At 30.2% G+C, this 9,458-nt stretch carries 11 protein-coding genes; 2 read left to right on the top strand and 9 right to left on the bottom strand.

Annotated elements, in window-relative coordinates:
- Positions 1-124: 124 nt before the first annotated feature.
- From ACKI67_RS07905 to ACKI67_RS07895, 3 genes are all read right to left on the bottom strand, one after another.
- Positions 125-364, bottom strand: coding sequence for a DUF3781 domain-containing protein (locus ACKI67_RS07905; RefSeq protein ID WP_407462954.1), 240 nt, complete (start codon positions 362-364; stop codon positions 125-127).
- 37 nt (positions 365-401) lie between these two features.
- Positions 402-833, bottom strand: a complete 432-nt coding sequence (locus tag ACKI67_RS07900) for a secondary thiamine-phosphate synthase enzyme YjbQ (RefSeq protein ID WP_407462953.1) — start codon at positions 831-833, stop codon at positions 402-404.
- A 78-nt stretch (positions 834-911) separates the two neighbouring features.
- Entirely contained in the window at positions 912-2,039 is a 1,128-nt protein-coding gene (locus ACKI67_RS07895) for an MFS transporter (RefSeq protein WP_407462951.1), read from the bottom strand.
- A 157-nt stretch (positions 2,040-2,196) separates the two neighbouring features.
- Here ACKI67_RS07895 and ACKI67_RS07890 point away from each other — a divergent pair, with 157 nt between their 5' ends.
- Complete coding sequence (locus ACKI67_RS07890) at positions 2,197-3,210, top strand: hypothetical protein (protein WP_407462950.1); 1,014 nt, start codon at positions 2,197-2,199, stop codon at positions 3,208-3,210.
- A 127-nt stretch (positions 3,211-3,337) separates the two neighbouring features.
- On the opposite strand, the gene ACKI67_RS07885 is transcribed toward ACKI67_RS07890, so the two are convergent.
- Both ACKI67_RS07885 and ACKI67_RS07880 read right to left on the bottom strand, forming a co-directional pair.
- A complete protein-coding gene (locus ACKI67_RS07885; protein WP_407462948.1) occupies positions 3,338-3,577 on the bottom strand; it encodes a hypothetical protein in 240 nt (79 codons plus the stop codon).
- 37 nt (positions 3,578-3,614) lie between these two features.
- On the bottom strand, positions 3,615-4,124 hold the full coding sequence (locus ACKI67_RS07880; protein WP_407462946.1) for a hypothetical protein: 510 nt from the start codon (positions 4,122-4,124) through the stop codon (positions 3,615-3,617).
- A gap of 264 nt (positions 4,125-4,388) precedes the next feature.
- Here ACKI67_RS07880 and ACKI67_RS07875 point away from each other — a divergent pair, with 264 nt between their 5' ends.
- Complete coding sequence (locus ACKI67_RS07875; RefSeq protein ID WP_407462944.1) at positions 4,389-5,294, top strand: DMT family transporter; 906 nt, start codon at positions 4,389-4,391, stop codon at positions 5,292-5,294.
- A gap of 12 nt (positions 5,295-5,306) precedes the next feature.
- On the opposite strand, the gene ACKI67_RS07870 is transcribed toward ACKI67_RS07875, so the two are convergent.
- From ACKI67_RS07870 to ACKI67_RS07855, 4 genes are all read right to left on the bottom strand, one after another.
- Positions 5,307-5,930 (bottom strand): hypothetical protein, encoded by a 624-nt coding sequence (locus ACKI67_RS07870; RefSeq protein WP_407462943.1) that lies wholly within the window; start codon positions 5,928-5,930, stop codon positions 5,307-5,309.
- Positions 5,931-6,028: 98 nt separating this feature from the next.
- Complete coding sequence (locus ACKI67_RS07865; protein ID WP_407462942.1) at positions 6,029-7,042, bottom strand: transcription initiation factor IIB family protein; 1,014 nt, start codon at positions 7,040-7,042, stop codon at positions 6,029-6,031.
- A gap of 547 nt (positions 7,043-7,589) precedes the next feature.
- Positions 7,590-8,117, bottom strand: a complete 528-nt coding sequence (locus ACKI67_RS07860) for a beta-class carbonic anhydrase (protein WP_407462941.1) — start codon at positions 8,115-8,117, stop codon at positions 7,590-7,592.
- A gap of 306 nt (positions 8,118-8,423) precedes the next feature.
- A complete protein-coding gene (locus ACKI67_RS07855) occupies positions 8,424-9,290 on the bottom strand; it encodes an Mrp/NBP35 family ATP-binding protein (protein ID WP_407462940.1) in 867 nt (288 codons plus the stop codon).
- Between the last annotated feature and the right edge of the window lie 168 nt (positions 9,291-9,458).

Below are 9,458 nucleotides of genomic sequence, written 5' to 3'. Positions count from 1 at the left end.
AATTAAAAAAAAACTATTTTTACAAAACAATTTTAAAAAAAAAAAAGCATTCACACTATTTTTAAGTATGATTTTATCTAGATTTTAAATATGATTTTAAAATATTATATAAAGTAATTTAAAACTATTTTTTCTCTTTATGAGCGGTTATAATTGTATAGCTGGATGCATTTACAGTTATTATGATGCCATCCACAGTTACATAATAATTTTTACCTTTTCTTTCAATAACTGCATTATCCTGTTTTATTTTATCTATGCAGTATTCTACAATGTCTTCAACATCTACACCGATGTTTCTCTTTATTCTGCCCACACCCATTTCAGTAGTGTGGACCTTATCAAGATTATCCAATAATTCCATTATGAATCTCCAAACAATTAATTAATGATAAAATGCATTATTCCCCAATGAAAGTTAAATCAATTGTCCTACTTCTTCTTGGACCATCCAATTCAATAAAGAATATTGATTGCCAAGTTCCAATGTCTAATCTTCCATCAACTATAGGAATGGTTTCAGATGAACCAAGTAAGAATGCCCTAATGTGAGATGCTGCATTATTATCAATAAAATCATGCTTATAATTATCTTTTTCTTTGACTACATCTTTCAAGACCTTTTCAAAATCGCTTAAAAGCCCTTTTTCATTTTCATTTACAGATATTGCACTTGTAGAATGCTTTGTAAATATGTTGACAATACCATTATTCATTTGAGTTTCATCATCTTTATTGAAATCATTTAAAATAGCTACAATATCTCTTGTAATGTCAATTATTTGAAAATTAGAATTTGAATCAATCTTTAAAGATCTTTTTATTACAACCATCCAATCACCATACTTAAACCATAGCGAATTCTTAATATTCTGCAAAAAATATTGTTAAAGAAATAAAATATAAAATGTTTATTCAACATTAGGATATTTCTTAACCCTAACAAGAACAAATGGAATAGCTAAAACCATCATTAATATGGATCCAAAGAAAATGTAGGTCATATCTATAACATCTATAATCATACCACCAATCATTGTACCAATAAATATTGACATATTACACATCAACAGGAAAATACCATTTGCAAACTCAGGAGATTGCCTAACAGAGGATGTGACCCAATATTGTGAAACGGTATATGCAGACCCATCAAATATTGAAAAGATCATTAAAATAAAAAATTCCATAAATGGAATTCTAACAAATGTTCCTAATATAAAGATTGTTGCAGCAAATCCAATAGGATAAAATAGAACTGTCCAGTTTGCATTTTTTTGAATGCAATAACCTGACAAAGTTGTTCCTACAAGTGAAATCAGACCCATCAAAAGCAGTGTTATGAATAGGAATTCCGCATTCATCTTAGTCACTTCAGCCAAATAGGTCGGAATGTAATTATAGGTGATACTTATTCCAACAACCATAAAGAAAACATAGAGGATTGAAATTAAAAACAATTTGGATTTTGCATGACTGACTTGCAAAGCAACAGGCTCCTTGTTTCCTTCAAAATTTGGAATAAAGAGATAAGTTAAGATAAATGCTACAACATTTATTGCACAATACCACATCATTGCACTTTGATATCCATAACTCAATCCCAAATAGGAAGTGATGGAAAGCCCTAAGATACTTCCTGCTGAAATACCTAAAACAACCTTATTTGTATCTTTTGGACTGATTTTTCCAACAATGGTTAAAGCTGAACTAACAGCTACCGGATAGAAAAATGCAGGGATAATCCTAAAAATCAGCGCAATATAGTATTCAGTCATAAATATATCCATAAGATTACATACTGCTGTAATTAATAATACTGCCAGTATAAGTTTCTTCTTCTCAAAATGTGAAAAAAGAGCAGGTAAAAATAAGCTAGAAATACCTAGTGTTCCTGCAAAGATGCTAGCATACAAACTAGCAAAATAAATTGAAACATTAAAGTAAACCTGTATGACAGAAATAAGACCAACTAAACTTAATAATGTGGACATTGCAAAACATACTGCAGCCAATGACCATACAATTTTTTTCACCATATTCTATTATATGTAAAGTATAATTTATAAAGTTAGTGAACAAAGAGTTAGAAATAAAATAATAAAAAATTAGAGAATCATCCTAAAAATTAATAAATACATTTAAGAAAATGAACAAACAAAAAAATTAATAATGAATATAAGCATAGGTGTATAAATGGCAAACAATAAAAAACCTTCATTACACAGACAGAACTCAAATAAAGGATCTCTCTATCCCACTAACAATAAATCCTCGTTTCAGAGAAATGGGAGAAATAATAGAGGAAGTTATAGAAGAAACAGTAGGGGAAGCAATAGAACAAATACTGGAAATGGGATAGATTATCAAGCATTATTGCTTACAATACTATCAGCAATAGTTGCAATACTGCTTTCAATATTATCACTCATAGCACAAGGACTTTCCTTTATTTTTAGAGAAATGAAGAAAAACCCTAAAATGGCTAGGAATGTCATAGGAATCTTAATCATAATATTGGCTATACTGTTTGTTGCCAGTGCCTTAAATTCAAATGACAATGGAAATCAGGAGATAACTGCTCCAAGTACATTAATAGGGAACAATACAATAGGAACTGTGTATAAGGAAGGTCCATATGGAAATACAGAATCTGATGTTAAAATAGCTTATATTCTTGGAGTGCATCCAAGAGAAAAAGGAGCCCATCAGCTAATGGAACAGGCTTTAAAAGAAAAAGCAGGCAGTTTAAACTGCAGTTACTACTTATATAAAATCAATGTAAGCGCTGATTCAACAGATTTTGCAGCAAGCAGAATGAATGGACAAAAATTAGCCCAGGAATTTGCTGTTCCAGATATGATTAACAATAACTTTACTTTTGCTGTTGATGTTCATTATAGTAACGGACATTGGGGGGTTTCAAGGTTTATGTTCACTCCTAGAGAAAACAATACATTATCCAATCAACTTGCTCATGCCATCTGTGATAACTTTGAATGGATGACCTATTATGTGCCTCCAGACCCAACAAGTCCTGCATATGTGACAGAACCATTAAACGACGGCAATGTAAGTGCAGTTATCTATGAAGCATATACAGGAGATGCCACTGATGTCACATTAGAACATGACAGAGAACTAGTTAATTTCATTGATAACTGGAATTTTACCGATGAATCAAATGAAAAACACTTTTTATTCTTTTAAAAATAAAAATGGGAAAAATAAATAATAATTGTTAAAAAAATTAGAAAAATTAGAAAAAAATTAAAAAATATTGAGAATATTAAAAAATATTGGAAATATTAAAAAAAATAAAAAAGATAGAAATTAGTTATTTGAGTTTATCTCTAATTTCTAAAATCTTTTTTATGTGTTTGCAGTGATTCTTTTTATCACTTAACTTAACTCCCCCAAATTTCAAGTTTTCTTTTCGGTATTTAAAGTCTTCACAGTCGCAGTTAACTGTGTCTTCTAAAAGATCAAAAGTGATAATATAATGCTTATTTGAAGATTTGCTTTTTATATAGTAATCTTCCCATTCATCATTTTTAGATACTTTCTCAATTATCATCTTATCGTCATATTAATAAAATCTGAATCAATCAAGATTATTCTATATTAATCTTGATTTTTTCATTTCTTTTTTGTTTTGCCTCTTTAATATCATTTAATTTTTCTGTAAACTCTTTTGCATTTTGCAATTTGGTTTCAATTTCAGAAAGCTCCTCCTTAAGCTGCATTTCATCTCTTTTTAGTGAATTGATATAATCTTCACTGCCATTGTTGAAATCTTCATAAATCTCCAAGATTTCTCTTGCTGAAAGAATTGATTCTTCCTTCAAGAATTTTTTGGTATGAGGTTTCACTCTTACGCTTAAAGGTTGCAATCTTTCTTTTTCACCACCTTTTCTTCCGGAAGCTTCTGTTTTGGATTCTTCATAAGCATCCCAGAATTCAGCGTTTAAATCTTGCAAGATTTTGACTCTGTCTTTAAAGATCTGCTCTAAATCCCAGATATCAAATTCATCGGCATCTTCATAATCTTTAGATTTGAATCCGGAGTTGTCAAATTCATAATTATTGCTTTTTTGATTGTTCTCTTCATTATTATCAGGCATTTTTCTCCCCCAATTAGTTGTTCTTACTACCCATATATTGAATAGCAATATGATGTAATACACAAAGAATTTTTGTATACTATTAGATTGTCATACAAAATATATAAATGTATTCATTTTTATCCGAAAATCAATAAAAAATAAAACAATATAAATAGGAATAAAATTTAATAATAGGAATAGAATTTAATAATAGGATAAAATTTAATAAAATAAGATATAAACATATAAAGCATAATTAAATTAGAGACAATACGTGAAATAATGAAAAAGATATACTTAATTTTACCAATCATTGCAGGAATAATGTTTGGATCCACAGGCATATTTGTCAGAACATTAACAGAAAACGGAGTGGATTCAACCACACTTCTTTTCTTACGTTTCTCAATAGCTGCCATATTCATGATTATTGCTATTTTATTTACTGACAAAAGCCTATTCAAAATCAATAAACAGGACATTCCTTTATTTGTACTATGTGGATTATGCATCCTTGGATTGAATTTATGCTATAACAGTTCAATCAATACTGTCCCATTATCTCTTGCAGCGATATTATTAAGTACAGCACCTGTTTTTGTATTGATACTTGAATATTTCCTATTCAATGAAAAGATAACAACAATTAAAGTACTTTCAGTAATCCTTGTATTGATTGGATGTACATTGGTTACTGGATTGCTTGAAGAAAATTCAGTCAGCATTTCATTATTAGGAATAATAGCAGGAATTGGTTCTGCCATCTTTTGGGCAATTTATTCCGTATCTTCAAGAAAATCAATTGATATGGGTAGGCATACATTTACAATATTATTCTACTCTTTGATTACAATTACAATAGTGATCATACCATTTACCAATTTCACTCAAATTACTAACTTCGTTTATTTGAATCCAATCCCAAACATCTTATTTCTGATGTTGCATTCATTGGTTTCATTCGCATTGCCTTATATATGCATTACAATATCCTTGAATCATTTGGATGCAGGAACAGCAGTTATTCTATCCTCTGGAGAACCAGTGGCTGCCCTTTTATTTGGAGTTATATTCTATTCTGAAATCCCTACTGCTCTAATGGTTTGTGGAGTGTTCATTACAATTATAGCATTGATAATATTGAGTAGAAGCTCTTCAAATGAAAATAATAAAAAATTAGAAAATTAAAAGAATCATCAATTATCTAATTTTATATCTTGCTTTCTTATTTATAGGAGTGTAAAAACCAAATTCCTCTTCTATAGCCTGAATTTTTCTTTCCTTTTTTCTAACTTCATTTAAAATCTTTTCCCTTCTTAAATTCCTTTTTTCATGCTTTTCAAGATTCTTTTGGAACTCAGTTTGGAAATGAGAATCAAATTTATTGACTATTCCATAAAAATTCAATATAAAATCCTTAAGAGATTTTTCTAATGGTCCTTTTTCATCTTCTATTTCAGAAAATGAAACATCCATAACTAATTTTAACGCAAAAGGACCTACGCCTATAATTTTTAATGAATACTCCACATCACCTATTGTAAAATAAACTTTAGAAAAACGATATTGCTCAAATACATATGGCAAATCGCCAGTAGAATAACCTATTAATTCATCTAATGATCTTTCAATAGGTTTTGGAGAACCTTTTATTGATGGATACCTTATAAAAACTCCTACTTCCATTATGCTCTCTCTAACATTAAATATTTTGAAATCATAGCTATAATTTTCTATATCTTCAGAAAATTGCTTATTAAGAATCAATGATTTATCACCAGATACAACAACTTTTACAGGGTATTCATTAAGATTTATAGACATTCTTTCACTCCTAATCATACAAAAATTAACTTATTCAAACATTCACAACTAAAATTAAATCAAATAAATGAAAAAGAATTAAAGGATAAGCAAAATACTTATAAGTTTAAGGAATTGCTTAATTCTTTAAATCTGTTTCTTATTGTAACTTCAGTTACTCCAAGAGTTTTTGCGATTTCGGTTTGGGTCCTGCGTTCTCCAACCAACATGGAGGCCCAATACAAACTTGCAGCGGTAATGCTTGCAGGATCTTTTCCTGAAGTCAATCCGGATTCTGCAGCTAAATCAATTATTTCAAATGATTTAACTTCAGCTTCAGGGGATAAACCTAATTTGCTTGCAAATCTTGGAACGTAATCGTTTGGAGATATGAGAGGTAATTTTAAACCTAATTCCCTATTAAGGAATCTGTAATTTTTACCAATGGTTTTCTTATCCAAACCGGTTCCTTCAGACATTTCATCCAAGGTACGAGGAACTTTGCATTTTCTGCATGCAATGTAAACTGTAGCTACTAAAAGTTTATCGATGCTTCTGCCTCTGACTAAATCCATATCCAAAGCTTCTCTGTAAATAGTTGCAGCTTCATATTTAACACTTTTTGAAAGAGATAAATTAGAAACTAGCAATGCCAATTGACCTAATGCTCTGGACAAGTTCCTTTCACGAGGACTGCTTACACGCATTCTGCCTTGCCATTTTTTTAGGCGGTGCCATTGAGCCCTATTTTTAAAGTTTCCTTTATTTGGGTCAAAATCGGTAGATATTCCGCCATCGTGAATGGTAATATCTTTAGGTGCACCATTTTGACCGTAGGAATTGCCATCTTTATCTCTAGCAGTTCCTCTTATAGTGGAATCTACGATATTTTCTTCAATTACCACACCACAAACTCCACAGGATTTTTCGCTGCGGGTGTAGTCGATGGAAATTTTAGTGGATCCACAAGCTGGGCATACATCTGCATCAGCTATTTCAACTGCAGGTCTGATTTCTCTTCTACGTCTTGATTTGCGATTCAAGAGGGAAGAATAATCTCCATCCAATTTGTTTTTAAAATTAGTTTTACTGTCTAATACGCTATTCTTGTTCATTGTGTTTGTCTCATTCATAGTTATCATTTAAATATATTAATTCAGATTACTACTTCATTATCAAGACTTTTAATAAATTGGGAAGTATGGTTTTATTTGTAAAGTGGGATAACAAAGTTGACAGTTAAATAGTAATTAAATTATACTATTAAATTAACATAAGAACGAAAAAAAGAAATGTCCTTCAACAAATGAAATTTGATAAATTACTACAATTCAATTAAATGGTGTTAATTGAAAGCTAAGCTTCTGGTATAACTTAGCACGAATCCAAGTCGCGGTATATGATGTGTTGGGACTAAGTGTCCCCTTACTTATGATAGAGTTACTACAATTACAATAATAAAAATTAATAATTGCAAAAATCCTTATTTTTAGTGATATATGATAAATCAATCCTTTTTGGTGAAACAGATTAATTTTTGGTGTTTTCAATAAAAATAAAAAGATTTTAGAAAAAATCATTTCGAGGATTTTTCTAAAAAATTTATAATCTATATCTTCAATTATCTATCAGTATATATACTATGCATCCGTAGTATATAAATGTATCGAATAAAGTGAACTAATAGTCTTCTTTCAAGACTTTCAATTCTCCAGTTACAATGTCAATGATAAGACCATGTACTGGAACTTCAGGAATCAATGGGTGGTTCTTGATCTTTTCCACTACATTGAGGACATTTTCTTCCTCATCATTAAATCCACCGATCCATTCTGCCAAATCATATTTAGCAATGTCTTCTTCTTTAATGCCTCTTGCAAGCATCTTTTCCTTTAAAGCATCTGCATCAGCACCTGCCATACCACATTCGGTGTGGCCAACAACCAACACTTCTTCTGCTCCTAAGTTGTATAATGCTGCACCAATAGATCTAATTGCATCTTCTCCTACAATGGAGTTTCCTGCATTTCTAACTATTTTTGCATCTCCTCTTTTAAGTCCTAAAGCAGGTTCAAAGAAGTCGATTAATCTGCAATCCATACAAGTTAGAATAGCTAACTTCTTTTGTGCATGGTGAGACATTTCTTCGCCTTCAAAATTTTCTACAAATTTCTTGTTGTCCTCTAAAATACCATCTAATATAGTCATAAAAATTACCTCAAAAACTTTAAGACCGATAAAGAAAATCAATTATCAATAGCCTTTAAAATTAGATTATTATGTATAGAATCAGTATAAATTCAAGCAAGAAAATCATACTATTTTATATAATAACATATGTTTTCCAAACTATATAAAAGTATCTTAATTGTATTGAAAAATAATTATTTCAATAAATAAACGTTTAAAATAACTTGAAAAAATTAAAAAGAATAGTAAAAATAATAAAAATAATAAAAATTAGAATAAATAAAAAATTAGAATAAATAAAAAAGAAAAAGAAAAAGCATTTACTTAATCATCATCAAGAAATGCCAATTTAATGTTATCAACTATTTCAGAAAACTTTTGAGTAATTTCAGAATCTGCATAAGCATTTACCATAGTGCTGTCCTTATTGGCAGATTCCGGAACTTGCTCATTCAAAGGAAGATTTCCTAAATAAACAACTCCCATATCATTTGCAAAGTTTTCTCCTTGACTTTCACCAAATATGTTAGTCTTCTCACCACAATGAGGACAGACATAATAGGACATATTTTCAATAAGTCCAATATCCTCAATATTCAACATCCTTACCATACCAACACATTTCAAGACGTCTTCCTGTGATAAGCTGTTTGGTGTAGTGACCATAATAACTGCATCAACATTAGGCAATGCCTGAAGTACAGTCAACGGTTCATCTCCAGTTCCAGGTGGGTTGTCGATAATCAAGACATCAAGGTCTCCCCAAGCGGTATCCGCCATAAACTGTTTAATGGATCCTGATTTTTGAGGACCTCTCCAAATGATAGGAGTGTCTTGTGAATCAATCAAGAATCCCATTGACATTACCTTGATTCCATTCTTGCTCATTACAGGAATCATTTCACCATGCTCGATCATGACATCCTTACCTTCAACTCCTAACATCTTAGGAATATTAGGTCCATGAATATCCGCATCGAGAATTCCTGTCAATAATCCTTTTTTCTGGAAAGCTTCTGCTAAGTTTGCAGCTACGGTAGATTTACCTACTCCTCCCTTTCCACTCATAACAGCTATTTTATATTTAATATTTTTCATATGTTCAAAGAGCCTCAATTCCTGTTCAATCATTTGCTTTTGCTGTTCAGGAGTTAAATTTGCAGCTCCATGATGTCCATGTCCATTTGCCATTTTATTCCTCATAAAAATTTCTTTAAACAGTATAATATATTGTAGTTTAGTTATTTAATAGTTTGTTTTTTTATATTTTCTTATAAATTACTATTTTTTAGATAAATGATATACATCTAAGATTCTTTTAAAATAGTAGAATATAATGATATTAAAATAATTAAATAT

This window comes from Methanobrevibacter sp., assembly GCF_045577275.1.
GTDB lineage: Archaea > Methanobacteriota > Methanobacteria > Methanobacteriales > Methanobacteriaceae > Methanobrevibacter.
Note: the sequence above shows the minus strand (reverse complement) of the source record. Positions and strands in the feature narration are given on the sequence as shown.